Raw genomic sequence first — 23,563 nt, 5'->3', positions numbered from 1 at the left:
GGGGGATTTATGGCCTTGATGTCTGAACCCGTCACCTCACTTCAGGATGACACCCGAAAACAGCTGGGGGCATTTTTACGCGCCCGGCGGGAAAGCCTCGATCCCCAGCGTCTCGGCCTGCCGCGCAGCGGTCGGCGGCGCACGCCGGGCCTGCGCCGGGAAGAGGTGGCGATGCTCGCTGACGTGGGCGTGACCTGGTACACCTGGCTTGAGCAGGGCAGGGACGTCAACCCCTCCAGCGCAGTGATGGCCGCCATCGCAAAAGCGCTGCAGTGCACCCCGACCGAGGCCCGGCATCTTTTCGTGCTCGCCGGCTTGCCGCCGGGTGAAGCCCCGCAGGCGGTCTGCTGCGAGGGCATCAGCGAAGGCACGCGCCGACTGCTCGATACCCTGCTGCCTAAACCCGCCAGCATTCAGAAGCCCAACTTCGACATCGTCGCGTGGAATGACAGCTTCGGGCATCTCATGGGCGTCGATTTCAACGCCATCCCGCCGGAAGACCGCAACTGTATTTACCTGTTCCTTACCCATCCGGCGTGGCGTGCGCGTCTCGGCAGACGCGACGACGTGCTGCCGATTTTCGTTTCCTATTTCCGCGCGGCGATGGCCGAGCACCGGGGCGACCCGCGGTGGGAAGCCAAACTGGCGCGCTTCTTCGCGGTGTCCGAAGAGTTCAAAACCCTGTGGCACCAGCGCAACGACGTGCGCGGCGTAGAGAACCAGCTCAAGCTGTTTACCCATCCAGAACTGGGAGATTTTACGCTGCAGCAGATGTACTGGTACTCCGCGCCGCGAAACGGATCGCGGCTACTGGTGTATCTCCCGGTGGATGAGGCGGGGGAAAGGGCGATGGAATGGCTGGCGGCGCAGGGGAAGTAAGTTTTTTGCGAGGCGCTTTCAGGTAATTAAAGCGGCTCCGGTTCTTCCTGTTAAAAATGGGTAAGGTGGGACACGAAAAGCTAAATTAGCCTTTAATGCAAATTGCCTTATATGCTAATATCATCAGGGATGAAATATCGTGTTCAGACTTATCGTTCATGAGGCGGTAAGGGAAGAGATTCTCTTACTACCTGCTGGGGTGAAGGCGAAGCTGATTCGCCAGCTTGATAAATTGCGTTTAAACCCGACGGCTCTTCAGGAACCTGACAGCAAACCATTGCCGCATGGCCTGTTTGAAATAAGGACCGTTGGGCTGATCCATACCCGAGGTATCTATGTTTACCAGCGGGAAAAGACGATTTTTCTTTTGCGCGTGTTTGTTAAGAAGACGCAAAAAACGCCCTCTGCTGAACTTCGTCTGGCACTGAAGCGACAACAGGAGATGTTGGATGAGCAAGAAGATTATTGACTGGGATGAACTCAGGGCTGAACTGTTAAGCGATTCAGAGGTTCAGGCTTCCTTTGATGCAGAAGAGCGCAAGGAGCGTTTGCGGGAGATGCTGGCGCAATGGCGCAATCATGCTGGCCTGACGCGCGCCCAGGTGGCGGAGCGGATGGGCGTCAGCGCACCAACGGTATCAAGAATGGAAGCGAATATTACCCGGGCGAGTCTCGATACATTAACGCGTTATGCGCTGGTGTGCGGGATAAAGCATCCGCAGATTACGCTCTATTGATGCTTAATCAACTTGCTGAATTTACGCGATTTCTATTGGAAGTTAAGTTGACTATACTTATGCGATGAGAAACAACTAATGTCGCCACTAATGATTGATTCCGCAGAGTTCAGCCAAAAACTCGGGCTTATCTCCCGAAACGTCGAACATACCGAAGCATTTCTGGCGCGGGGTACTGCGGATTTTCATCTGCCGGGGTTCTTGCTGCCTGTCGGATACCGGCTTTTAAAATCGCGTTATGGTGATGAATATCGTCTCGTGACTACCGATGACGGTAAGCCTTATACGGCGTATGCCGTGAAGCTTACATTTCATAAAGAAATTACCTTTCCCCACGGAGCCGCCACGCAGGTGATGGTATGGCGCACCCCGCGCGCCGTCCACCAGCGCGTAATAAGCGGATTACCGCAATTATTTTTCCAGTGGGTGCTCAGCGAATACGACATCGTAGTCTCCGACAGCGAGCAAACGGGGGACGGGCAACGGTTCTGGCTGCGCATGATCGACTGGGCGTTCACCATGAACTATCGCATTAGCGTGGCAGACGGTACAGTGGGAGAAGAATGGACGTTAACGCCCGTAAACTCTTACGCCGAGCTGGAAGAGCGCTGGATTGCCTTTGCCTGGGGAAGCGATCGCGATGTGCATCCACACCGCAGGCTGGTCATCAGTAAAACGTAACGGGCCGCGTGCAGCGACCCGTTTGAATCAGCACTCAGTCACAATCGTGCTCAGCGGCAGACGAGACTTCGGCAGCGTGGCGTTAAAATCTTCCACGCTGTGATGCCCGACCGGGACCACCACCAGGCTGGTGAAGCCTTTCTCTTTCAGACCAAACTCTTCATCCAGAATCGCCGCGTCAAAGCCTTCAATCGGCACCGCGTCCAGGCCCATCGCGGCCACGCCCAGCAGGAAGTTACCGACGTTCAGGTAAACCTGTTTCGCCATCCACTGGTCGTCATCTTTCAGATCCACGCGGTGCATATCGGCGAAATAGGTGCGGCCCTTATGGTTCGCGGCTTTGGCTTCCGGCGTGTTGAAACGGCCATCGGCCTCTTCCTGGTCGACAACGCGTTCAAGCCAGGCGTCGTCCATCGCGGTTTTCGCGCAGAACACCACCACGTGAGAGGCGTCCAGCATTTTGCGTTCGTTGAACACGTAAGTGCCCGCGGCGGATTTCGCCACGCGGGCTTTACCTTCCTCGGTGCTGGCCACAATGAAGTGCCACGGCTGGGAGTTGGTGCTGGACGGGCTGTACTGCAGCAGGGTTTTGATTTTCTCTGCTTCTTCAGCGGTCAGTTTTTTGGTTGGGTCGAACGCCTTGGTAGAGTGGCGTTTCAGGGCGACAGAAATGATATCCATAACTACTCCTGGTAATGAAATTCGCCCGTGCGCGGGCGCGAAAGGAGAGCAGATTACCGCGCGAAGCGGCAAAAGATAAGTGCGATTCGAGCGGTTATACTGTTCGGCACAGACGAACAATCAGGCAGGGCGTATCCATTTCTGGTCTTTTTTCGGCAGCTTATCGACGACCAGGTTCCACGAATCCGCGATCAGGTCGGCGACCAGTTCTGGCGTGATGTCCTCGGTGCCGTAGAGCGAAATCCAGTGTTTTTTATTGAGGTGGTAACCCGGCTCAACGCCACGGTAAATCTGCTGATTTAACAGGGATTTTTCCGGGTCGGATTTCAGGCTAACGTGGGGGCGTCCGTGCGCGGTGGCCATCAGCATAAAAATTTTCCCGCCCACCTTAAACACGTCGTACTCGGGGCCAAACGGCCAGCAGTGTTCGGTGAAAGGCATCTCCAGCGCGACGCGTTTTGCGTGCGCCTGCAGGGATTTACTGTCCATCGTTATCCTCCTGAGCCAGCCCGCGCCACATGGCTTCGAAACCCAGCGCTTTAAAATCGGTAGCGCGGGACGGATCGCGGGTGGCAAACTCCATGGTGGTTTCCGCCAGCGATAAGAAAAGCGCATCGCCAAACGTTTTGAATTCATCGGACATAAACACCGGGCGCACCGAACGACGGCATAGCTCGTGAAGTTCCGGAAACATCTCTTTCACCGCCTGTTCCGTTTCAGCGCTTAGCTTTTCACTCACGCCAATCTGGCGGATCGCCGCATGCGCCACGGGGTTACGAATCCCCCAGTCCACGTAGCTGTTCCAGATATTGCGGGTATGCTCTTTAGGAAGCGTGAGGGTGCGATCGAGGTTCGCCAGCATGGTCTGGCAGAGATCCTGCTTGAGGTGCAGGTAAAGGGCATTCAGCAGATCGTCTTTAGTAGCAAAGTAGCGAAACAGCGTGCCTTCAGCGACGCCCGCATTACGGGCAATTAACGCCGTTGAGGCGGCAATACCTGACTGTGCAAATGCCACCGTCGCGGCTTCCAGTAAGGCCTGTTTTTTATCTTCACTCTTCGGACGTGCCACGAAATTTTTCCCCCTTTCAATTATAAAAACCCTGATTGAAACACGTGCTTTGACACGCTGCAACGCGGAATGTCAAAGATCGAAAACGTCTTGACGACTTTATCATCATATCTATAATGAGTGCTTACTCACTCATAATCAAGTTTCCCTCGCGTAAACCATCGGATGGCGCGCGTTTTCGGGTCAGGATATGAAAAAGCCTCTCTTCATCTGCGTGGTGTTCCTCATGATTATTGCTTCAGCTGCGAGTTTACCGTTTGTTCTGAATGCCGGATTTGGCCAGCCGCCGCAGGGTGCGCAGCTTACGGAAGTGGAGGCTTCTCCGCACTATCGCGACGGGAAGTTCCACAACGCGCTCCCGACGCCTGGCTTTACCGGGCAGCAAAACATGCTGGTGGCGTGGTGGCAGTTCCTGACCCGTAAAACCGAAAACGCTCGTCCGGCGCAGCCGCTGCCGCTGGTGAAAACCGATCTGGCGAGCCTGCCTCTGGAGGAGGATACGCTGGTGTGGCTCGGCCACTCCTCGTGGTATATGCAGCTGGCGGGAAAACGCATTCTGATCGACCCGGTCCTCGGCAACTACGCCGCGCCGTTCTCGTTCCTCAATAAAGCGTTTGCGGGAGAGTATCCGTGGCGCGCGGAGAGCATGCCGGAAATCGACCTGCTGATTATCTCGCACGATCACTACGACCATCTGGACTACGCCACCATCCGGGCGCTACTGCCGAAGGTGAAGCGCGTCGTCACGCCGCTCGGCGTGGGATCCCACCTGCGCTACTGGGGAATGAAGCCTGAGATTATCGACGAACGGGACTGGAACCAGTCGGTGCACATCAGCGATGCGCTGACGGTTCACGTCCTGCCCGCGCGCCACTTCTCGGGGCGCGGCATTAAGCGTGACCAGACCCTGTGGGGCAGCTTCATGTTTGTCACGCGAGAGCAGAAGGTCTACTACAGCGGCGATTCCGGTTATGGCCCGCACTTTAAGGCCATCGGCGAGCAGTTTGGCGAAGTGGATTTAGCCATCATGGAAAACGGCCAGTACGACCAGGACTGGAAGTACATCCACATGCTGCCGGTTGAAACGGCGCAGGCCTCGGCGGACCTCAATGCGAAAGCGGTGGTGCCGGGGCATAACGGACGCTTCGTGCTGGCGAAACACACCTGGAACGATCCGCTGATCCAGCTGGCGCGGGCCAGCAAGGACAAAAATTATCGGCTGCTGACGCCGGAGCTGGGTGAGCCGGTCCGGGTGAGCGATAGCACGCAACAATTTCGTGAGTGGTGGGAATAATGTTGAACCAAGAAACAGAGGGGGAGAGCAGCATGACGATTTCCGCTCAGGTCATTGATACGATTGTCGAATGGATCGATGACAACCTACACCAGCCGCTACGCATCGAAGAGATCGCCCGCCACGCGGGTTACTCCAAGTGGCATTTACAGCGGCTGTTTATGCAGTACAAAGGCGAAAGCCTGGGGCGCTACATCCGCGAGCGCAAGCTGCTGCTGGCGGCGCGGGATCTGCGTGAATCTGACGAGCGCGTGTACGAAATCTGCCTGCGCTACGGCTTTGAATCGCAGCAGACGTTTACGCGCATCTTTACCCGCACCTTCCATCAGCCGCCCGGGGCTTACCGCAAAGAGAACCATAGTCGGGCGCATTGAAATTGACGAAACATAGGCCGGGTAAGGCATCGCTGCTACCCGGCTTTTTTATTGGCCTACGACGCCAGTGAAAACCAGCGGCGCCAGACGAAACGCAGGATGAAGAATTCGATAGCGCCGAGCAGTAAAAACCACACGCAGAACAAAATGGTGTAGAGCTGGTTCAGGTCGACCATATGAAAGGTTTGAACCAGCTTCTGCGCCAGCACCAGACCCAGCGACGGCGCGGGTAGCAGTAAGCAAGAGATCAGGGCCATCAATAAAATGCCCCCCGCAGTCAGCAGCGATTCCAACGGGTGTTTCATCGTAATGTTAATCGTCAGTTAAAAATGTCATTGTCCGGCATCCTTTAACGTAAAGCAATATCAACCCGTCGGCCCTTTTTTAATTAAATAATTCCTTCCCCCGAAGAATAATGCGCGGAAGGAGAATAATTTAATCCTGATGATTAAATTAATATCGCGCTATGTAAATAAATGTCTGCATCACGAAAATAATTTTACAAACATATAGGTGCTATATCCAATTAACGTCGCAATAACAATGGCTGCGACAATGTATAACGCCAGGCGCCGTCCGCGATAAATACCAAACATGGTTCCCCCTCGTTTAGGATTGGTTTAGAAATATTTTGTAAAAATCAGCTCGTCGAAATAATTTTAATCAATTTTGAATAACCCAGTGGTAAATATATTGCGGTAGATCAATTTTACCCGCAAGACTTTAAAATCAATTTATTTAAGCCAGAAAGGAATTCAGGCTTCTGTTCACCGGATATTGAAGGAAAAATATGATGACCGAAAAAAAATACTCCCCAAACGTGCCGCCTTCCGGCGGGCTGGCATACCAGCAGACCGCAGAGCAGGTGCTTACCCACGTGCAGAGCCAGGCCAGCGGTCTGGATCGTGCAGAGGCGCAGGCGCGTCTGCAAAAAACAGGGCCGAACGCGCTGCCGGAGAAAAAAGGTAAACCCGCCTGGCTGCGTTTTTTGGCCCATTTTAACGATGTGCTGATTTACGTTCTGCTGGCCGCCGCGGTATTAACGGCGGTAATGGGTCACTGGGTCGATACGCTGGTAATTTTGGGCGTGGCGGTCATCAATGCGCTAATTGGCCATATTCAGGAAAGCAACGCAGAAAAATCGCTGAAGAGTATTCGCAATATGCTTTCCAGTGAGGCGCGCGTTATTCGCAACGGCAACCATGAAACCATACCAACGACGGAAATAGTTCCGGGCGATATTATTGTATTGCGCGCGGGGGATCGTATTCCGGCGGATATGCGTTTAATCGAAGCGCATAATTTACGCGTGGAGGAGGCGATTCTGACCGGTGAGTCCACCGTGGTGGATAAACACACGAATTCGCTGAGCGGCGAATTACCGCTGGGCGACCGCACCAATATGGTTTTTTCCGGGACGACCGTGAGCGCAGGCGGCGGCGTCGGCGTGGTCACCGCGACCGGTAAGGATACGGAACTCGGCCACATCAACCAGATGATGGCGGGCATTGAAAAGCACCGTACCCCGCTGCTGGTGCAGATGGACAAGCTCGGTAAAGCCATCTTCGTCATTATTCTGGCGATGATGGCCGCGCTGTTCGTCTTCAGCCTGATGTTCCGCGAGATCCCGATGGGCGAGCTGCTGCTCTCCCTGATCAGCCTGGCGGTCGCCTCCGTACCGGAAGGCCTGCCGGCGATTATCTCCATCATCCTCTCCCTGGGCGTACAGGCGATGGCACGCAAGCGGGCGATTATCCGCAAGCTGCCGACGGTTGAAACGCTGGGCGCGATGACCGTGGTCTGCTCGGATAAAACCGGGACCCTGACCATGAACGAGATGACGGTAAAAGCCATCATCACCGCCGACGTCTGCTACCGCGTGGACGGCAACAGCTACGAGCCGGTAGGCAATATCTACCTGGAAGGCAGCGACGAGCCGGTGCAGATCCAGCCGGGCACCGTCCTGGAGCAGTATCTGCGCACCGTTGACCTGTGCAACGACAGCCAGCTGATTCAGGACGAGCGCGGCCTGTGGGGCATTACCGGTGGGCCGACCGAGGGCGCGCTGAAGGTGCTGGCGGCCAAGGCCCACCTCGAGCCGGTCGTGACCACGCTGGTTAACAAGATCCCGTTCGACTCGCAGTACAAGTACATGAGCACCCACTACCAGATTGGCGGTGAGGAGCAGATTTTGATTACCGGCGCGCCGGACGTCATTTTCGCCCTGTGCAACCAGCAGCAGACGCGCAACGGTGCGGAAGCCTTCAACCGCGCGTACTGGGAAACGGAGATGGAGCGCTATGCGCGTCAGGGGCTGCGCATGGTTGCCGCGGCGTTCAAGCCGGCGAACGGCGAGCAGGCGTTAACGCACGACGACCTGAGCCACGGCCTGATTTTCCTCGGCATTGCCGGAATGATGGATCCGCCGCGCCCGGAAGCGATTGATGCGATTAACGCCTGCCAGCAGGCGGGGATCCGGGTCAAGATGATCACCGGCGATCACCCGCAGACGGCGATGAGCATCGGCCAGATGCTGGGGATCAGCAACAGCGAGCAGGCGGTCACCGGCTATCAGCTGGAGAAAATGGACGATGCCGAGCTGGCGGAAGCGGCGGTGAAATATGACATCTTTGCCCGTACCAGCCCGGAGCATAAGCTGCGCCTGGTGAAAGCGCTGCAGGACAAAGGTGAAATCGTCGGCATGACCGGTGACGGCGTAAACGATGCCCCGGCGCTGCGCCAGGCGGACGTCGGCATCGCGATGGGCATTAAGGGCACGGAAGTCACCAAAGAGGCGGCGGACATGGTCCTGACGGACGATAACTTCGCCACCATCGCCAGCGCGGTGAAAGAGGGGCGTCGCGTTTACGACAACCTGAAGAAAACCATCCTGTTCATCATGCCGACCAACCTGGCGCAGGGGCTGCTGATTGTGATTGCGCTGCTGGCGGGGAACATCATTCCGCTGACGCCGGTGCTGATTTTGTGGATGAACATGGCCACCTCCGCCACGCTCTCCTTCGGCCTGGCCTTTGAAGCCGCCGAGCGCAACATCATGCGCCGCCCGCCGCGCCAGACCGGCCAGCACGTAATGGACGCCTACGCCGTGTGGCGCGTGGCCTTCGTCGGCACCATGATTGCCATCGCCGCCTTTGCGCTGGAAGCCTGGCTGGCCCCGCGCGGCCACAGCGCGGAGTTCATCCGCACCGTGCTGCTGCAGATGCTGGTCTGCGCCCAGTGGGTGTACATGATTAACTGCCGCAACACCGAAGGGTTCTCCCTCAACCGCGGCCTGCTGGCGAACAAAGGGATCTGGCTGGTAACGGGCGTCCTGTTCCTGCTCCAGGCGGCGATTATCTACCTGCCGTTTATGCAGATGCTGTTCGGCACCGAAGCGCTGCCGCTGCGCTACTGGTTCGTGACGCTGGCGGTGGCTGGGGTGATGTTCTTCGTCGTCGAAATCGAGAAGCGACTGACCCGCAGGTTCCGTAAGGCTGCATAACGAAAATCTTACCCCTCACCCTAACCCTCGCCCCTTTGGGGAGAGGGCCGGGGTGAGGGGAGAAACAACGCTGAGGTACTCCCATGAAACTTCCACTCCTGTTCGCCCTTCTTGTCAGTACCCTGCAACCCGTCTTCGCCGCCGCGATCCCCGTTCGCGTCGCCACCGTGGAGCAGACCGCCCATGCCGCCGAGCGCCAGATCCCGGGCCGCATCGAAGCCATTCACACCGTCGAGCTGCGCGCGCGTACGGAAGGCGTGATAACGAAAATCAACTTCCGCGACGGGCAGTACGTGAAAAAAGGCGACGTGCTGTTCGAGCTGGACGACGCCGAGCCGCGCGCTGCCCTGCGTCTGGCGCAGGCTGAAGTGAGAAGCGCTGAAGCCACGTTGCGTCAGGCGCAGCAGCAGCTTTCCCGCTTCGAAAGCCTGGGCAGCAGCAACGCCATCAGCCGTCACGACGTGGATAATGCCCGCATGCAGCGCGATGTGGCGAGCGCCGCGCTGGAGCAGGCGAAAGCCCGGCTCGACACCCGCAGCGTCACCCTGAACTACACCCGCATCACCTCGCCGATTGACGGTCGCGTGGGCCACAGCCAGTTCCACGTGGGCAGCCTGGTGAATCCTGCCAGCGGCGTGCTGGTGGAGGTGGTGCAGCTCGATCCCATCCGCATCGCCTTTGCGCTGGAAGAGGGGGCGTTTGCCACCAAAGTCGGACAGCACGCGGATATCAGCGCCATGAAGCAGGCCTGGCAGGCGCTGATCGACAGCAACGGCCAGCGCGTCGGCGGGGAACTTACCTCCGTGGACAACCGGATCGACCCGCGCACCGCCAGCGTGATGCTGCGCGCCGAGTTTGCTAACCCGCGCCACCAGCTGCTGCCCGGCGGCAACGTGAACGTCTATTTGCGTCCGGCGAGCGAGCAGCCGGTGCTGACGCTGCCTGCCGCCGCGGTCCAGCAGAACGGCGACGGGTTCTTCGCCTGGGTGGTTAACGCCGACGGCAACGCCGAAAGGCGCCCGCTGAACGTGGCCGGACAGACCGGCCAGCAGTTTCAGATTGCCTCCGGCGTGAAGCCCGGTGAGCGAGCGATTACCGACGGCGCGCAGCGCGTGCAGCCCGGCGCTGCCGTCCAGATACTCAATTAAGGAGCCATCATGCTGACGTTTTTCATCAAACGCCCGCGCTTCGCGATGGTGATTGCGCTGGTCATCACCCTGCTGGGGGCCATCGCGCTGAGGATCATTCCGGTGGAGCAGTACCCGCAGATCACCCCGCCGGTGGTGAATGTTTCTGCCAGCTGGCCGGGCGCCAGCTCGGCTGATGTGGCGGAGGCCATCGCCACGCCGCTGGAGACGCAGCTTAACGGGGTGGATCACATGCTCTATATGGAGTCCACCAGTTCGGATGAAGGTAGCTACAGCCTGAACATCACCTTTGCGGCAGGGACCGATCCGGACCTCGCCGCCATCGACGTGCAAAACCGCGTGGCGCAGGCCGTGGCGCAGCTGCCGACCGAGGCACAGCAAAACGGCGTGCAGGTGCGCAAGCGCGCCACCAACCTGATGATGGGTGTAAGCCTTTACTCACCGAACAACACCCACACGCCGCTGTTCGTCAGCAACTACGCCAGCACGCAGGTGCGCGAGGCGCTGTCGCGTCTGCCGGGCGTGGGACAGGTGCAGATGTTTGGCGCGCGGGACTACAGCATGCGCATCTGGCTGCGGCCGGACCGCATGAACGCCCTGAACGTGACCACCGATGACGTGGCGCAGGCGCTGCGCGAGCAGAACGTGCAGGGAGCGGCGGGCCAGATCGGTACGCCACCGGTATTCAACGGCCAGCAGCAGACGCTGACCATCAACGGGCTGGGGCGCTTAAGCCAGGCCGAAGACTTTGCCGACATCATTATTCGCGCCGGGGAGATGGGCCAGCTGGTGCGCCTGAAGGACGTCGCCACCATCGAGCTCGGTTCGCGCAGCTACAGCTCGGGCGCCCAGCTGAACGGGCATGACTCTGCTTACCTTGGCATCTACCCAACGCCGTCCGCTAACGCCCTGCGCGTGGCCGACGCGGTGCGCGCGGAGCTGGAGCGTCTCTCGACGCGCTTCCCGGACGACCTGGTCTACGAGGTAAAATTCGACACCACCACCTTCGTTGCCGCCACCATTAAAGAGATTGGCGTCTCGCTGGCGCTGACCATGCTGGCGGTTGTGGTGGTCGTTTCCCTGTTTCTGCAAAGCTGGCGCGCGACGCTGATTGTCGCCCTCGCCATTCCGGTGTCGCTGGTGGGCACCTTTGCGGTGCTCTACGCGCTCGGCTACTCCGCCAACACGCTGAGCCTGTTCGCCATTATTCTGGCGCTGACCATGGTGGTGGATGATGCCATCGTGGTGGTTGAGAGCGTCGAAACCCTGATGGCGGAAGGGCAGAGCCGCACGGCAGCGACCGCGCTGGCGCTGCGCCAGATTGCCGGGCCGGTGATTGCTACCACGCTGGTGCTGCTGGCGGTGTTTGTGCCGGTGGCGCTCCTGCCGGGAATTGTGGGCGAGCTGTACCGCCAGTTCGCGGTGACGCTTTCGACCGCCGTCACGCTCTCAAGCCTGGTGGCGCTGACCCTGACGCCCGCGCTCTGTGCCATGCTGCTGCGCCCGCGTCCGGCGAAGCCTGCCGCCATTTTCCGTGGGTTCAACCGTGGGCTGGACGCCACGCGCACGCTTTACACCCGGATAGTGAGCGTGTTCAACCGACGTCCGTGGCTGGCGCTGCTGGCCACCGCAGGCGCGGCGGCGGTGGTGGCGTTCAGCTTTATGTCGATGCCAAAGGGCTTCCTGCCCCAGGAAGATCAGGGCTACTTCTTCGCCAGCGTCCAGCTGCCGGAGGCGGCCTCGCTGGAGCGCACCGAAGCGGTGATGACCACCGCGCGCGCGCTGATCGCTAAAAACCCGGCGGTGGAAGACGTCATTCAGGTCTCCGGGTTTAACATCCTCAACGGCACCAGCGCCTCCAACGGCGGGTTTATCTCCATCATGCTGAAGGACTGGAGCGAGCGCCCGCCGCTGGACGAGGTGATGGGCACCCTTCAGCGCCAGCTGCTGGCCCTGCCGGAAGCGACCATTATGACCTTCGCGCCGCCGACGCTGCCGGGGCTGGGCAACGCCTCTGGCTTCGACCTGCGCATTCAGGCGCAGGCGGGGCAGAGCCCGGCGGAGCTGGAGCGCGTCACCCGCGAGGTGCTGATGAAAGCCAACCAGCATCCGCAGCTGAGCCGCGTGTTCACCACCTGGAGCAGCAACGTGCCGCAGCTGACGCTGACCGTTGACCGCGAGCGTGCGGCCCGGCTCGACGTGCCGGTGTCGCGCATCTTCAGCAGCCTGCAAACCGCCTTTGGCGGCACGCGCGCCGGGGATTTCAGCGTCAACAACCGCGTCTACCACGTGGTGATGCAGAACGAGATGCAGTGGCGCGAGCGCGCAGAGCAGATCAGCGAGCTGTTCGTGCGCAGCAACGGCGGCGAGCGGGTGCGTCTGAGCAACCTCGTCACCATCACGCCGACCGTCGGCGCGCCATTTATTCAGCAGTACAACCAGTTCCCGTCGGTATCGGTGAGCGGCTCGGCAGCGGCTGGGGTGAGCAGCAGCACAGCCATGGCGGCGATGGGCGAGATTCTGGCGGAAAACCTGCCAGCCGGGTACGACTACGCCTGGAGCGGCATGTCGTATCAGGAGCAGCAGACCGGCAACCAGGCGATCTGGATTGTGCTGGCGGCGGTGGTGATGGCGTGGCTGTTCCTCGTCGCCCAGTATGAGAGCTGGACGCTCCCGGCGAGCGTGATGCTCTCGGTGCTGTTCGCCATCGGCGGGGCGCTGGTGTGGCTATGGCTGGCGGGCTACGCCAACGACGTCTACGTGCAGATCGGTCTGGTCTTGCTGATCGCGTTAGCGGCGAAAAACGCGATTCTTATCGTGGAGTTCGCCCGCGCGCGGCGGATGGACGGGATGGCGATTGTCGATGCCGCGCGGGAAGGGGCATCGCGCCGCTTCCGCGCGGTGATGATGACCGCCGTGTCGTTCATCATCGGCGTCCTGCCGATGATGCTGGCGACCGGGGCGGGTGCCCAGAGCCGCCGCATCATTGGCACCACGGTGTTCAGCGGCATGCTGGTGGCAACCGTGGTAGGGATTGTGTTTATCCCCGCGCTGTTCGTGCTGTTCCAGCGCCTGCGCGAGTGGGGCCACGGCCTTACGGACTCGTCGCCCACAGCTCGCAGTGCTTCTGAACCAGAGAAATAAGCGAGCCGCCGTCGGCGATGAAGTCCCGCATGCGCTGCGCCTCGCTCTTGCCCTGCTTTAACAGCAGGGTAATTTCCTTGATGGCGCTCGTTGCGCCGAGCTTCTCGGCCGACGGCGCCACCTGCTCCAGCAGCCAGGCGATATCCTCCGCCACGGTTTTGTGCTCGCCGGTATGCACGTCCGTCAGAACCCCCTCCAGCCCGTAGCGACACGCCTGAAAACGGTTAAAGCGGTACAGCAGAAAATCCCGCTCCTGATGCTTATACGGCCGCGTGGTCAGCAGCCAGTGGGACGTCGCCTGGATCAGCCCGGCGATATTAATCGCGTGGCCGAGCGTCAGCGGGGTATCCATCACCCGTACCTCGACGGTACCGAAGTGCGGGCTGGGGCGGATGTCCCAGTGCAGATCTTTAATGCTGTCGATCATGCTGGTAGCGCTCAGGCGGCGAAACAGCCCTTCGAACTCCTGCCAGCTGTTAACCCACGGCATCTGGCCGTTATCCGGGAACCCGGAGAAGATGTTGAGCCGCGACGAGGAGAACTTCGTATCGGTGCCCTGCATGTACGGCGAGGCGGCCGCCAGGGCGATAAAGTGCGGCACGAAGCGCGACAGGCCGTGCAGGAGATAAATGGCGTCATCCCCGGTCCGGCAGCCGACGTGCACGTGCTGTCCGAACACCGTTGCCTGCAAAATCAGGTAGCCAAAGCGCTCCAGCGTGACGTTATAGCGCTCGTCGTCGCACACCTCCTGACGCTGCCATTTCTGGAACGGATGCGTCCCGCCGCCGCAGATCTGGATGTGCTGCTCCGCCGCCGCGCGCAGGATGCTCTGCTGCATCACCGAGAACTGCGCCGCCGCCTGGTCAATGTTCTGGCACACGCCGGTGGCGATTTCGAGCATGCTTTCGGTGATGTCGTGTTTGACTTCGCCGCCTTTGATGTCGTCTTTGACGGCGGCGATGAGGGCAGAGGAGTCCTGGCTCAGATCGTAGCCCGGCGGGTTAACCACCTGCAGTTCGAGTTCGATGCCGAGGGTGAACGGTTCAGAGGATTTGAAATCGGGTAAGGGCATGGCGCACTCCGTTGTCTGTGAATGTTGAGTATAGACAACGGGTGTGGCGCGCTCGTCTCAGGGTGGTATAACTGATAGCAGGCTTAGCAAAAGGGGAGTGACTCATGTCTGACCATCCAACCATTGCGCTGATTGGTCCCGGTGCGATTGGCACCACCATTGCCGCGGTGTTGCATGACGCGGGCCGCACGCCGCTGCTGTGCGGACGCACCGCGCATCCTGAGCTGCGTTTGCGCTACGACGAGGGTGAAACGGTGGTGCCTGGGCCGGTATTCACCGATCCGTCCGTCATTACTCGCCCCGCAGATCTTGTTTTTGTGGCGGTAAAAACGACACAAAACGCCGACAGCGCCGGGTGGCTGCGCGCGCTGTGCGATGAAAATACCGTGGTCTGCGCCCTGCAAAACGGCGTAGAGCAGAAGGCGCAGCTTGAGCCTTTGGTCAGTGGCGCAATGGTGCTGCCGTCGGTGGTCTGGTTCCCGGCGCAGCGCGAGCCGGATGCCTCCGTCTGGCTCCGGGCGAAGCCGCGCCTGACGCTGCCGGACGTGCCGCAGGCGCAGCGGGTGGTCGAAGCGCTTCGTGATACGCGCTGCGCGGTTGAGCTCTCGGAAGATTTCCCCACCGTCGCCTGGCGCAAGCTGCTGCAAAACGCGGTCGCCGGGCTGATGGTGCTGGCCAACCGCCGCGCCGGGATGTTCAGGCGCGAGGATATCAGCGAGCTGGCCCTGGCCTACCTGCGCGAAGGGCTGACCGTCGCCCGCGCTGAGGGGGCGAAGCTGAACGATGACGTGGCGCAGGAGATCCTGGCGAACTTCCAGCAAGCGCCTGAGGACCTGGGTACGTCGATTCTCGCCGACCGCCAGGCGGATCGCCCGATGGAGTGGGATATCCGTAACGGCGTCATCCAGCGCTACGGCCGCAAACATGGCATTGCGGTGCCCATCAGCGACGTGGTGGTGCCGCTGCTGGCGACGGGGAGCGAGGGGCCGGGCTAACGGCCGCTGTTTTTCCGTTCGGCGAGGGTGTCCGCGGAGCAATAATCTGGGGATAGTCAGCCTTAAACACATATGCGAAACTTACCGCTTCTGAAAAAATGTGGTGGGACCCGCTCAATGTCAGAACCAACTTCGCAGTGCCTTTTCAGTGAAGGACTGATCGCTTTTCCTGAAGGTTATCAGGATCGTACCGTCAACGTATTCGCGCCGCCCGCTGCGGATGCGCCAGCGTTCAACATCTCCCGCGATGCCCTCAACCCCGGCGAAGCGCTTGCCGCGTATATCGATCGCCAGCTCGCCCTGATGGCAAAACACATCAAGGGCTGGAAGCAGGATGAGCGCAGCGCCGCGACGCTGGGCGACGGCCTTTTGCAGGGTGAAACCGTCCATGCAAGCTACCTGCGCGACGGGAAACGCATCTGGCAGCAGCAGGCCGTATTTAACGTCGAGAACGATAAAATTCTGGTGTTCACCATGACCTGCACTCGCGCGCCGGGCGATGCCGACGGCGCGCTGTTTGGCGATCTTCTCAGGAGCTTCCGCTTCCACCATTAACACCAGGGACCGTTGTTATGTTTGAGGCTGCACGCGTAGGTGATGATATCGGCCACTCCGGTGTGCTGGCCGGGATGATTGCCGGAACGATTGTCGGGGGCCTGATTGCCGCCGCCGGGGGCATTCTGGCGGGGGCGATGTTTATTGCGGGACTCGGCGCATCCTGCCTTGGCGTGGGCGTCCTGCTCGTCGGCGCCAGCCTGGCCGTGGGATACTACACCGGGGAGCTGGCAACCGCCGCCCGGGACAGCATCGCGGACGCCGGGGCATCCAGCATGACGAAGAAAGGCGTCATCACCTCCGGCTCGCCCAATGTGTTTATCAACGGTAAACCCGCCGCCATGGCCACGGACAGCGCGGTGAAGTGCTCTGACGACGGCTCGCAGCAGATGGCCGAAGGCTCCTCGCGTGTTTCCATTAACGGCCTGCCTGCGGCCCGCATCGGGGATCGCACCACCTGCGATGCGAAGGTGATGACCGGTTCGGACAACGTCATTATCGGCGGCGATCCGCAGCAAACCCTGCCCATTCAGTCTGAAGTGCCCGAGTGGCTCTATAAAGTCTCCGATCTTACCCTGCTGTTCGCCGGGTTGATTGGCGGCTGGGGCGGTGCCGCCGGCAAAGTCGGGGCGTTGTCTAAGCTGCTGGGGAAAATTCCCGGGATCAACAAGCTGGCCCGTATCGCCTGCCGCGCCGGCACGCTGATGACCGGCGTGGCGGCCGCGGGGATCATCGCCCGCCCGGTGGATATCGTCAGCGGACAGAAGTTTCTCAGCGGGGATGATGAGCTGGACTTCATCCTGCCTTCCCGTCTTCCTGTGCGCTGGCAGCGCTACTGGCGCAGCGGCAACCCCGGCGACAGCGTGCTGGGCCGCGGCTGGAGCCTGTTCTGGGAAAGCCGCCTGGAGCCTTATCAGGACGGCCTGGTGTGGCGCGCGCCGTCCGGCGATTACGTCGCCTTCCCGAAGGTCCCGAAAGGGATGCGCACCTACTGTGAAAGCGAAAAGAACTGGCTTGAACACCACCAGGACGACAGCTGGTCGGTGTATGACGTCAGCGGCGAGCGCTGGCACTATGCGCCGCTGCGGGATGATGCTCCGTCGCTGCTTCAGCGCATCTCTGAACCCTGCGGCAACGCTATCCTCTTCGAGTGGAATGCGGATAATACCCTGCATGCCCTGACCGACAGCGCGGGCCAGCGCGTGGTCTGCCGCTACGACCGCGACAGGCTCGTCGGCGCCTGGCTGGATGACGAGATCTGCCTGGTCAGTTACGCTTATGATGAACAGCGCCAGCTGGTCAGTGTGACCGGCCGGGGCGGTAGCGTGCGCCGACGCTTCCGCTGGCAGGACGGGCTGATGAGTGCCCATGAGGATGCCAACGGCCTGCTGAGCGAATACCGCTGGCGGGAGATTGACGGCCTGCCGCGCGTGGTCGGCTTCCGCCACAGCGGCGGCGAACAGCTGACGTTCGAATACGATTTTGATAACGGCACCCGCCGTGCGACCCGCGAAGACGGCGCGCAGGCGCACTGGCTGGTGGATGACGATGACAACGTCGCGCGCTTCACGGATTACGACGGTCGCCAGACGACCTTTGTCTACCGCGACGGCGAGCTCTGCGACGTCATCCTGCCCGGCGGGGCGATGCGCCGCAGCACGTGGGACAAATACGGCCGCATGACCAGCGAGACGGACCCGGCGGGCCGTCGCACGGAGTATCACTGGTATCGTCTGACCGACCGCATCACCCGCACGGTGTACCCGGACGGCACCTCATCGCAGGCCAGGTACGACCTTCGCGGTCGCCTGCTCTCGGAGACGGATCCGGCCGGTAGCGCCACCGCGTATCGCTATCCCGATGATGAAGAAAACCTGCCGGAGAGCATCACCGACGCCACGGGCGGCGTGGTGCGCCTGGTCTGGAACCACCAGGGGCTGCTGACGCAGCGCACCGACTGCTCCGGCAGCGTGACCCGCTTCACCTACGACCGCTTCGGGCAGCTGATTACCAGCGAGGATGCGGAAGGGAACATCACGCGCCGGGAGTGGAACAACGCCGGGCTGCTGAGCGCCGTGATCCACCCGGACGGCAGCCGCGAGTCGCTGGTGTGGAACGAACGCGGCCAGCTCACGGGCTGGCGCGACCCGCTGGAAAGCGAGGTGAGCTGGACCTATAACGCGCTCGGCCTCCCGGTCAGCCTTACCGACCGTATTGGCCGCGTGCGCCAGTGGCGCTACGACCCGCGCGGTAACCTTCTGCGACTCGATAACGGCAACGGGGCGGAATACCGCTTCACCTACGACGCCGTGGGCCGCCCGCTCAGCGAAACGCGCCCGGACGAGACCGTGCGCCATATGGAATGGGACGCGCGAGGGTTCCTCTGCGCGCTCGAAGAAAACGGCCGGCCTGCCGCCGACGGCGGCATCGCCCGTCGCGTCCAGCAGTTCAGCTATGACGACAGCGGCCTGCTGATCGGTCGCACTCAGCGCCACGCGGAGTACCGCTACTTCCGCGACCTGAGCGGCCAGATCGCCCGCATCCGCCGCACACCAACCGCTGAAGGCGTTGCCCTGGGTATCGAAAGCGATGAGATCGCTTACCGGCACGACGCCGCCGGGCGAGTGCTGAGCGAGTCCGGCATTAACGGCGCGGTGGGCTACGAATGGGATGCCCTGAGCAACCTGACCGGCCTGACGCTGCCCGGCGAGCAAAAGCTGGCCTGGCTGCACTACGGCTCCGGCCACGTCAGCGCCATCCGCTTCGGGCAGCAGCTGGTGACCGAGTTCACCCGCGACCGCCTGCACCGCGAGGTGCGCCGCACCCAGGGCGCGCGCGAACAGCTCCGCCAGTATGACAGCCTCGGCAGACGCACCCTGCAGCGCAGCGAATTGAGCACGGACGTGACCCTGCCGGAGCAGGCGATACTGGAACGCCTGTATCGCTATACCGCGCGCGGTGAGCTTTCCGGCGTCAGCGACACCCTGCGCGGTGAGGTGGACTACGGCTACGACGCCGAAGGGCGCCTGCTGAAGCACTACGAGGCCCGACAGGGGCACAGCCGCGCGCAGTTCAGCTATGACGCCGCGGATAACCTCGCCGCCAATGACGATCCGGTACCGGTCACGGATAACCGCCTGCAGCACTGGCAGGCGCTGTTTATGAAATACGACCACTGGGGCAACCTGGTCAGCCGCCGCAACGGGCTGTATGAACAGCATTATGCGTATGACGCCGAGAACCGTCTGGTGTCCGCCCGGGGAACCGGGCCGGAAGGGCGGTTTGAGGCGCGCTATCACTACGACGCGCTGGGCCGCCGCACGCGCAAAATCGTCACCACGACGCACGGCACCACCGACACCCGCTTCCTGTGGCAGGGCTACCGCCTGCTGCAGGAGCAGCAGGAGAGCGGGCTGTGCAGCACCTATGTATACGATCCGAATGAGGCCTGGAGCCCACTGGCGCGGGTGGATCATCTTCGTGACCAGAGCAGCGGTGAGATTTACTGGTTCAACACCGACCTGAACGGCGCGCCGCTGGAAGTGACCGACGAACGCGGCGCGGTGCGCTGGAGCGGCCAGTACGGCAGCTTTGGCGAGGTGCGCCATCAGAGCGAAGGGTTCTCTCGGGTTGTGAATCGCACGTCGATGGCGCACCAGCCGCTTCGCTATGCCGGGCAGTACGCTGACGGTGAAACGGGGCTGCACTATAACCTGTTCCGCTACTACGACCCGCAGGTCGGGCGGTTTATTGTGCAGGATCCGATTGGGCTGAATGGTGGGTGGAACCTTTATCAGTATGCGCCGAATCCGCTATCTTGGATCGATCCTTGGGGCTTAAGCGGGGAAGATGTATTTATCCATTATACGGATAAGGCTGGCTTAGATCGCATCATGAATACCGGAGTTATTGAACCTAACTCAAAAGGTAAGGTTTATGTTACTGATATATTAATGTCACCTCAGGATGCAATGAGAGATATTTTCATTAACGATCCATTACATGCAGGACGTGGCGACTATTCAATTATATTCAAAGCTGATAATTCCCAAATGGGTAACATTATCCAGAGTTCCGAATTAGAATACATTCATTCAGGCCGGTTGAAATTAGGTGAGGTACTTCATGCAGGTAAAAATCCTTATGATATTGTATCCCATTTACCTTATGAGCAACGACTGAAGATGAATCAGGAACAAATAAAGTCTAGAGGAGGTAGATGTGGCTGATAACCGAGAAAAAAAATTGACTTTAAGTCAAAGTGAAGTAGTCGCCTTAAAAAAAGCGATAATGTATTTAAAATTTTCATGTGAGGAAACCGAGTCTGTAATGTATGCAGGTAGTCCTCTGATTAACTCTATTTTTTCTAAACTAATAGAGATTGATGATTTAGGGCAGCAATCTATTGATTTTTATAATAAAGGTCATGCTGAGAACGAAAGGTTTGTTTTGGCTAAATTAGATAAATTAGAACTTGAAAATGGTCGAGAATTTCAAAGTGAAGTGAAGGAAGCTTCTTTTAGGGAATGTCTTTTCCCGTTCTCAAGAAAGTAACTTATGTATTGTAAATGGTCGGTTGGGAAATAATCCTTACCGGCTCTTTTTTTATCCCCTGATGGTTAATGTTTCATTAGAGAAAAAATTACTGTACTTCGTTGTGTCTTTCTCGCATTGAGGTTCTATAGGTCAATTTGAAAATATCACGGGGTTAAGTACGAGTCTTTTGAAACTAAGAAAACAGCCAACTCATTGAGTTGCAAATAAAATAGGGGGCGCAATGTCACTTGAACTGGATTTTTATGAAGACGATGAAGGTATTTCAGTAGATTTAGTATTATCGGTATTTGGTCCTTCTCTCGTCCAGTGCATAAACCTTGAATCTGATTCGGTCGATGAAAAAATGAAAAAAGACATCGATTTTCTTATTAAGAAACAGAAAGATTTTTTCGAGAAAATCGCAACTGAAACCCAAGCATATAGCAAGCGTATTTATGGTGCGGATGCAAAAGACTTGATTTTGCTGAAAGTTTATCTATCCCCAGATGAGGACAATGAATTTGGGTTCATGTTCTCGACCAACTTAGATGAGGAACATGGGATTGGCATCAAATTTAAAGGGCTTGAAGTGAAGAAAATTGGTAGTGGCGAAACAGCATTTTTATAAAATTTAATTATGTCTATCCGATCGGTTAGACCCATTCCTGTGGCAGGATTACCGCCTGCTGCAGGATGCTGGCCTATGTCGTACTTACATTTACGACCTGAATGAAACCTGGATCCCGCTGGCGCAGGGGAACATCTTGGTGACCAGAACAGCTGTAACATTTACTGGTTCAACACCGACCTGAACTGTGCGCCGCGGTAGGTGACCGACAAGCACGTTGCATTACCGTAAGGTTATAGCCGCTATATATTTATCCTCGTTACTACTCTGATAATGTAGGCGAGCCATTTCGAGCAGATGGCGCAAATGTTGAGCCAACGTTTAACGTCAAATAGGATGGCTGCGTCACTTTTTTCTTAATACCTAGTAGAATTCCATCCAAATCAATTCCCCATAAATGCACCCACCGGCACGCCAAAACGCTTCGCCAGCGCGCGCATATGATCCAGCGTTAGCGTGCGCTTTCCGTTAAGGACCCGACTTACCAGAGACTTCTTGCCTTGACCTGCTCCGCGTTGATTCACACAGAACGCTGTTAGTAGTGTCCGCAGATCGCTCAGAGCGGACCTCCAACCCAGTTACCCTGTCCGCTCCGTGCCAGGAGCGGACAGGGCCAATACCACTGGATATTAATCAATGGGGGCAGGCCTGCATTACAAACCAAGAATCTGGGATAGCGCTGTTGCAGCCGCAGACAATGCCGCAAATGAATTGTACTTAGATTGAAGCCGCGCAGTGGCGAAGAAATCATGGAGGTTTACATTAAGTTCGGGCTCTTCATATGTGACCATGACAATTTTTTTGCCTAGCTCTACTTTTGCTGTGGCAGATTTAATCCATAAAATTGCAGATAAGACTCCAAAAGTTAATGACACCACATGATGATCCTTAATCCAGCTCATCACAAAAAGTATATCTTCCACTCATCACCTCCCTGATAAAGAACAATAGCATTACTGACAAACAAGAAATCTCTTGTCGCGAGTACCTCGTCGATTTAAACCACTACACTAGTGATTGGCTATTCGAACAGGATACAGCGGCAAGACTGCGAACTTCCGCTTATCGCTCATAAAAGCCTGATGAATTATGGCGCATTTTATGCCAGAGTTGCATATCACTCATCTCAGGATAAGCTCGTTGACGGAGAATACTTATGAATCTGCGCAAAGATGGATATCCACAAGGGCCGTTGGTACGGGCTGTATGGGAGTGTTGTGATGAACTTTATGATAAACTAGGCCGAGCCCCCTCCCGACAGGAATTTAATGACGAAATTGGTAAACGCGAACCACATCGTATAGGTATTAGTACACATTCTCGCCAATGGGGAGAGTGGATGCGTCATCATAATTTCTCAACATATGTTGCTAGTGAGCCAGGTATCATCCCTGAAGAAATGCATTATCCACTATACCTACGTGTATGGTATGCCGTTACACAACTCGGTTCCGCCTCTGCTGCAAATATTGTTAAGTGGATCCGTAACAGCAACGCCACCCTGAAAGAAAGCGAGATTCGCATACAACTGGATGCATTAACTGTTAATAGCAATTCACGGTATCGATATCTTGGTAGCCGTAAAAGCGCTCGTACTGACCAGGGCAACCCATACGACGTGTTGTTTCGTACAGGAAACCTACGAAATACACGGTATGAACTGTATGTTCAAGAACTGCACGGTATATGGGATATTGGCGACGATGGGAGAACGCCAGTTCAAATTGCTATCCCAAGGCCATATGATCGGTTAGTACTTGAAGCAAGGGATGAATTATTCACGGAATCCCCGGAGGATGGAGGTGACATCCGTCTAAAAGCTCTACGTGAAGTTATTGTTCGGGAAGGGCAACCCGTATTTAGACGAAAACTCATCGAAGCTTATGACGGCAGATGTGCGGTAACAGGTTGTTCTATCCAGGTGTTACTAGAGGCTGCTCATATAATACCTTATGCCGGTTCCTGGCATACCCGCGCCCAGCATGGTTTACTATTGAAAACAGATATTCATACTTTATTTGATCGTGGTTTGCTCTGGATTGATGTCGAACTGAAAATAAGGATATCTGAACAGCTAGCTGGGACAGAATATGCAGAGTTAGATGGTAGAAACCTAAGGTTACCAAAAAATAAGAAAGATTGGCCGTTAATCACTCATTTGCTAAATCATCGGCAATATTGGAGTGATAAACATGATGACGGTTCATGCACTTAATTCACCTACCTCCCTTCCTCGCTCCTAGCGGAATTGATAAAATTAAATCACGT

Annotated in this window: 21 protein-coding genes; 15 read left to right on the top strand and 6 right to left on the bottom strand. The window is 58.0% G+C overall.

What is annotated here, in order from left to right; translation table 11 throughout:
• Positions 1-9 precede the first annotated feature (9 nt).
• From APT89_RS22910 to APT89_RS22895, 4 genes are all read left to right on the top strand, one after another.
• Positions 10-879 (top strand): helix-turn-helix transcriptional regulator, encoded by an 870-nt coding sequence (locus tag APT89_RS22910; protein WP_060573744.1) that lies wholly within the window; start codon positions 10-12, stop codon positions 877-879.
• A 139-nt stretch (positions 880-1,018) separates the two neighbouring features.
• Positions 1,019-1,348: a type II toxin-antitoxin system RelE/ParE family toxin gene (locus tag APT89_RS22905; RefSeq protein WP_047362672.1), complete on the top strand. Its 330-nt coding sequence runs from the start codon at positions 1,019-1,021 to the stop codon at positions 1,346-1,348.
• The gene (locus APT89_RS22900; protein WP_028012247.1) at positions 1,329-1,616 is read left to right on the top strand and encodes a helix-turn-helix domain-containing protein; all 288 of its coding nucleotides are present in this window, start codon (positions 1,329-1,331) and stop codon (positions 1,614-1,616) included. Before APT89_RS22905 ends, APT89_RS22900 begins: the two co-directional genes overlap by 20 nt.
• Positions 1,617-1,694: 78 nt before the next feature.
• Complete coding sequence (locus APT89_RS22895) at positions 1,695-2,297, top strand: hypothetical protein (protein ID WP_045260722.1); 603 nt, start codon at positions 1,695-1,697, stop codon at positions 2,295-2,297.
• 27 nt (positions 2,298-2,324) lie between these two features.
• Here the strand turns inward: APT89_RS22895 and nfsB are convergent, their stop codons facing one another.
• The 3 genes from nfsB to APT89_RS22880 form a co-directional block, all read right to left on the bottom strand.
• On the bottom strand, positions 2,325-2,978 hold the full coding sequence (gene nfsB / locus APT89_RS22890) for an oxygen-insensitive NAD(P)H nitroreductase (protein WP_041911001.1): 654 nt from the start codon (positions 2,976-2,978) through the stop codon (positions 2,325-2,327).
• A 120-nt stretch (positions 2,979-3,098) separates the two neighbouring features.
• Positions 3,099-3,467, bottom strand: a complete 369-nt coding sequence (locus APT89_RS22885) for an MmcQ/YjbR family DNA-binding protein (protein ID WP_045260724.1) — start codon at positions 3,465-3,467, stop codon at positions 3,099-3,101.
• Positions 3,457-4,047 carry a TetR/AcrR family transcriptional regulator gene (locus tag APT89_RS22880; protein WP_028012251.1) on the bottom strand — a complete coding sequence of 197 codons (591 nt, stop codon included), beginning with the start codon at positions 4,045-4,047 and terminating at the stop codon, positions 3,457-3,459. The genes APT89_RS22885 and APT89_RS22880 overlap by 11 nt, the downstream gene beginning before the upstream one ends.
• Before the next feature lie 190 nt (positions 4,048-4,237).
• Here APT89_RS22880 and APT89_RS22875 point away from each other — a divergent pair, with 190 nt between their 5' ends.
• Together APT89_RS22875 and APT89_RS22870 are read left to right on the top strand one after the other, a co-directional pair.
• Positions 4,238-5,341, top strand: a complete 1,104-nt coding sequence (locus tag APT89_RS22875; protein WP_060573741.1) for a RomA family MBL fold metallo-hydrolase — start codon at positions 4,238-4,240, stop codon at positions 5,339-5,341.
• Positions 5,342-5,373: 32 nt separating this feature from the next.
• Positions 5,374-5,715, top strand: a complete 342-nt coding sequence (locus tag APT89_RS22870) for a RamA family antibiotic efflux transcriptional regulator (protein ID WP_028012253.1) — start codon at positions 5,374-5,376, stop codon at positions 5,713-5,715.
• Positions 5,716-5,771: 56 nt separating this feature from the next.
• Here the strand turns inward: APT89_RS22870 and APT89_RS22865 are convergent, their stop codons facing one another.
• On the bottom strand, positions 5,772-6,020 hold the full coding sequence (locus APT89_RS22865; RefSeq protein ID WP_041910998.1) for a DUF1158 domain-containing protein: 249 nt from the start codon (positions 6,018-6,020) through the stop codon (positions 5,772-5,774).
• Positions 6,021-6,508: 488 nt separating this feature from the next.
• On the opposite strand from APT89_RS22865, the gene APT89_RS22860 reads away from it, so the two are divergent.
• The 3 genes from APT89_RS22860 to APT89_RS22850 all read left to right on the top strand — a co-directional run bounded on the left by APT89_RS22860 (position 6,509) and on the right by APT89_RS22850 (position 13,509).
• Positions 6,509-9,217, top strand: coding sequence for a cation-transporting P-type ATPase (locus APT89_RS22860; RefSeq protein ID WP_060573739.1), 2,709 nt, complete (start codon positions 6,509-6,511; stop codon positions 9,215-9,217).
• Between the two features lie 83 nt (positions 9,218-9,300).
• Positions 9,301-10,365 (top strand): efflux RND transporter periplasmic adaptor subunit, encoded by a 1,065-nt coding sequence (locus APT89_RS22855; RefSeq protein WP_060573736.1) that lies wholly within the window; start codon positions 9,301-9,303, stop codon positions 10,363-10,365.
• 9 nt (positions 10,366-10,374) lie between these two features.
• Entirely contained in the window at positions 10,375-13,509 is a 3,135-nt protein-coding gene (locus APT89_RS22850; protein WP_060573734.1) for an efflux RND transporter permease subunit, read from the top strand.
• On the opposite strand, the gene APT89_RS22845 is transcribed toward APT89_RS22850, so the two are convergent.
• Positions 13,460-14,581, bottom strand: coding sequence for a YbdK family carboxylate-amine ligase (locus APT89_RS22845; protein WP_060573732.1), 1,122 nt, complete (start codon positions 14,579-14,581; stop codon positions 13,460-13,462). The two genes, APT89_RS22850 and APT89_RS22845, sit on opposite strands and share 50 nt — an antisense overlap.
• Before the next feature lie 104 nt (positions 14,582-14,685).
• On the opposite strand from APT89_RS22845, the gene APT89_RS22840 reads away from it, so the two are divergent.
• The 5 genes from APT89_RS22840 to APT89_RS22820 all read left to right on the top strand — a co-directional run bounded on the left by APT89_RS22840 (position 14,686) and on the right by APT89_RS22820 (position 21,295).
• Positions 14,686-15,576: an oxidoreductase gene (locus tag APT89_RS22840; RefSeq protein WP_060573730.1), complete on the top strand. Its 891-nt coding sequence runs from the start codon at positions 14,686-14,688 to the stop codon at positions 15,574-15,576.
• 117 nt (positions 15,577-15,693) lie between these two features.
• Positions 15,694-16,131 (top strand): DcrB-related protein, encoded by a 438-nt coding sequence (locus tag APT89_RS22835; RefSeq protein WP_060573728.1) that lies wholly within the window; start codon positions 15,694-15,696, stop codon positions 16,129-16,131.
• 17 nt (positions 16,132-16,148) lie between these two features.
• Positions 16,149-20,360, top strand: a complete 4,212-nt coding sequence (locus APT89_RS22830; RefSeq protein WP_060573726.1) for an RHS repeat-associated core domain-containing protein — start codon at positions 16,149-16,151, stop codon at positions 20,358-20,360.
• Positions 20,353-20,685, top strand: coding sequence for a hypothetical protein (locus APT89_RS22825; protein ID WP_041910990.1), 333 nt, complete (start codon positions 20,353-20,355; stop codon positions 20,683-20,685). The genes APT89_RS22830 and APT89_RS22825 overlap by 8 nt, the downstream gene beginning before the upstream one ends.
• Positions 20,686-20,908: 223 nt before the next feature.
• Positions 20,909-21,295: a hypothetical protein gene (locus tag APT89_RS22820; protein ID WP_041910989.1), complete on the top strand. Its 387-nt coding sequence runs from the start codon at positions 20,909-20,911 to the stop codon at positions 21,293-21,295.
• A 653-nt stretch (positions 21,296-21,948) separates the two neighbouring features.
• On the opposite strand, the gene APT89_RS22815 is transcribed toward APT89_RS22820, so the two are convergent.
• Positions 21,949-22,218 carry a hypothetical protein gene (locus APT89_RS22815; protein ID WP_041910988.1) on the bottom strand — a complete coding sequence of 90 codons (270 nt, stop codon included), beginning with the start codon at positions 22,216-22,218 and terminating at the stop codon, positions 21,949-21,951.
• Between the two features lie 233 nt (positions 22,219-22,451).
• Here APT89_RS22815 and APT89_RS23735 point away from each other — a divergent pair, with 233 nt between their 5' ends.
• Positions 22,452-23,510 carry an HNH endonuclease gene (locus tag APT89_RS23735; protein ID WP_072201822.1) on the top strand — a complete coding sequence of 353 codons (1,059 nt, stop codon included), beginning with the start codon at positions 22,452-22,454 and terminating at the stop codon, positions 23,508-23,510.
• Positions 23,511-23,563 lie beyond the last annotated feature (53 nt).

The organism is Enterobacter sp. 50588862 (assembly GCF_001462935.1).
GTDB lineage: Bacteria > Pseudomonadota > Gammaproteobacteria > Enterobacterales > Enterobacteriaceae > Enterobacter > Enterobacter bugandensis.
The sequence above is the reverse complement of the archived record's forward strand: the minus strand, read 5'-3'. Positions and strand labels throughout refer to the sequence as shown.

Coding starts and splice junctions, on each gene's coding strand:
- APT89_RS22845 (WP_060573732.1), bottom strand. CDS start 14,581: ATGCCCTTACCCGATTTCAAATCCTCTGAACCGTTCACCCTCGGCATC.
- APT89_RS22885 (WP_045260724.1), bottom strand. CDS start 3,467: ATGGACAGTAAATCCCTGCAGGCGCACGCAAAACGCGTCGCGCTGGAG.
- APT89_RS22870 (WP_028012253.1), top strand. CDS start 5,374: ATGACGATTTCCGCTCAGGTCATTGATACGATTGTCGAATGGATCGAT.
- APT89_RS22820 (WP_041910989.1), top strand. CDS start 20,909: ATGTCACTTGAACTGGATTTTTATGAAGACGATGAAGGTATTTCAGTA.
- nfsB (WP_041911001.1), bottom strand. CDS start 2,978: ATGGATATCATTTCTGTCGCCCTGAAACGCCACTCTACCAAGGCGTTC.
- APT89_RS22910 (WP_060573744.1), top strand. CDS start 10: ATGGCCTTGATGTCTGAACCCGTCACCTCACTTCAGGATGACACCCGA.
- APT89_RS22875 (WP_060573741.1), top strand. CDS start 4,238: ATGAAAAAGCCTCTCTTCATCTGCGTGGTGTTCCTCATGATTATTGCT.
- APT89_RS23735 (WP_072201822.1), top strand. CDS start 22,452: ATGAATCTGCGCAAAGATGGATATCCACAAGGGCCGTTGGTACGGGCT.
- APT89_RS22900 (WP_028012247.1), top strand. CDS start 1,329: ATGAGCAAGAAGATTATTGACTGGGATGAACTCAGGGCTGAACTGTTA.
- APT89_RS22855 (WP_060573736.1), top strand. CDS start 9,301: ATGAAACTTCCACTCCTGTTCGCCCTTCTTGTCAGTACCCTGCAACCC.
- APT89_RS22840 (WP_060573730.1), top strand. CDS start 14,686: ATGTCTGACCATCCAACCATTGCGCTGATTGGTCCCGGTGCGATTGGC.
- APT89_RS22865 (WP_041910998.1), bottom strand. CDS start 6,020: ATGAAACACCCGTTGGAATCGCTGCTGACTGCGGGGGGCATTTTATTG.
- APT89_RS22835 (WP_060573728.1), top strand. CDS start 15,694: ATGTCAGAACCAACTTCGCAGTGCCTTTTCAGTGAAGGACTGATCGCT.
- APT89_RS22895 (WP_045260722.1), top strand. CDS start 1,695: ATGTCGCCACTAATGATTGATTCCGCAGAGTTCAGCCAAAAACTCGGG.
- APT89_RS22830 (WP_060573726.1), top strand. CDS start 16,149: ATGTTTGAGGCTGCACGCGTAGGTGATGATATCGGCCACTCCGGTGTG.
- APT89_RS22860 (WP_060573739.1), top strand. CDS start 6,509: ATGACCGAAAAAAAATACTCCCCAAACGTGCCGCCTTCCGGCGGGCTG.
- APT89_RS22850 (WP_060573734.1), top strand. CDS start 10,375: ATGCTGACGTTTTTCATCAAACGCCCGCGCTTCGCGATGGTGATTGCG.